Origin of the sequence: Bradyrhizobium sp. Leo170, from assembly GCF_004296405.1 — a bacterium.
Classification (GTDB): domain Bacteria; phylum Pseudomonadota; class Alphaproteobacteria; order Rhizobiales; family Xanthobacteraceae; genus Bradyrhizobium.
Genome location: NZ_PSRR01000699.1, coordinates 1 through 1,527, shown reverse-complemented (window position 1 = coordinate 1,527; position 1,527 = coordinate 1). Strand labels below are relative to the sequence as shown.

Below are 1,527 nucleotides of genomic sequence, written 5' to 3'. Positions count from 1 at the left end.
CTTGGCGACGGAGCTCCCGACCGTCTTCGCGATCTTTGAGCGTCGCCTCGGTGATCACGGTACGAATCGCGTCCGCCTTCCACGCCGCACCCATGTCCGCCTCCGTGAAGTTCGAGCGAAACTGACTTGGCGTGTGAAATCGAGCATACGCTTCATTGCAATTAGACGCACCTGGAATCGCGGTCGTCGAGATCGGCCGTAACATGATGGAGGTCCCGGTGGGAGCATCTCGGCTCCTACGGCTCCCATGCGGTCCTTGCCCCAGCACTCGCTAAACTGAAGCAACGCGACGATAGATCATTGGTGCTGACCTTCCTTGATTGGGCACTTTGATTCCCTCGTCGGGACTGTATGTCCGGTGTTGGCCCTTCGCGACGAAATCAGCCTGTCGCCTGCATGTCGGCTCTGAGGGGTAGACTGGACCTAAAAGAGATCGTGCAAAACCGTCGCGATTGACCACTGCAGACATTAGCGCTGCGCTGCCATGGGCGGCCGCGTAGCGTTACCAAGGATTAATTTCTTCGACAGGAGGCGGAAAGAATCGATCTTCTAAAATGGCCTCAGTAGGGGGAGATCGAGTCATCGCCATGCGCCACGCCTCCCTGTTGCACGCTGTTACCACAGCCGGTCTGTTCCTGGGATCCAGCCTCATCTCAGATGCATCCGCCGCGACCGCCGACCACGCTTTGGCTGTCTCCGTCGACGATTTCAAATATAGAGACACGTCGAACGAGCCCACCGATCAGACGGCCGTGCATGAAAAGCGATTGCGGGCTTTCATGACCGCGCTGCGGGACGATGTCACGGCAGACCGCCGTTTTGAGCTTGTGCCGTCCTCCTGCGCACCAAATTGTCCGACCGACGGACCGGCGTTGCGCGATCGGCTGCGCGCGGCGTCACAGGCCGGCGCGCAGATCCTGATCATCGGCGGCTTTCATAAGATGAGCACGCTGGTGCAGCTGGCGCAGACTGTTGCCATCGACACGACATCCCAGCGTGTCGTGTTACGGAAGTACTTCCAGTTCCGCGGCGACAATGACGAGGCATGGCAGCGCGCGGAGCGCTTTGTATCGGAGGAGGTCCGCGACCAGCTGCTTGAAAGCAGATCACAGCAATAGGCGACGCGCGGCGCACGTGCATGGCGCCGTGAGTCCGGTTTTGGCCCATCAGCGAAGTGGTGGCACCTGTAGTTGAGGTCCGCTTAGCAGGGCATTAGCGGACTAGATTTTCTCGCGCTGAGTTTTTCGCATTTTGACCCGGAAGGGACATCGGATGCTAGCAACCGAGACTCTCTGGCATGGTTTGGTCATTTCGGAGTACAACTTGTCCGATTTTCGGGTTCACGCGAGGCCGAATCGATGAGTGAAACCCTTCAAGTGACGGGTAAGAATGGGCTGGGGGATTTACAGATTCTGAGCCGGGAAACGCCACGCCCGTTTCGGGATATGGTACTCGTGCGCACCACCGCCGCCGCGCTCAACTATCGTGACCTCGCGCTCATCGTCGGCATCTCAACGGCAGGGGGGG

General features: G+C 59.1%; 1 protein-coding gene. It reads left to right on the top strand.

The features are described 5' to 3' along the window. The first annotated feature begins 587 nt into the window (after positions 1–587). A complete protein-coding gene (locus CWO89_RS44090; protein WP_165421608.1) occupies positions 588–1,118 on the top strand; it encodes a DUF2380 domain-containing protein in 531 nt (176 codons plus the stop codon). The last annotated feature ends 409 nt before the right edge of the window (positions 1,119–1,527 follow it).

Coding starts and splice junctions, on each gene's coding strand:
- CWO89_RS44090 (WP_165421608.1), top strand. CDS start 588: ATGCGCCACGCCTCCCTGTTGCACGCTGTTACCACAGCCGGTCTGTTC.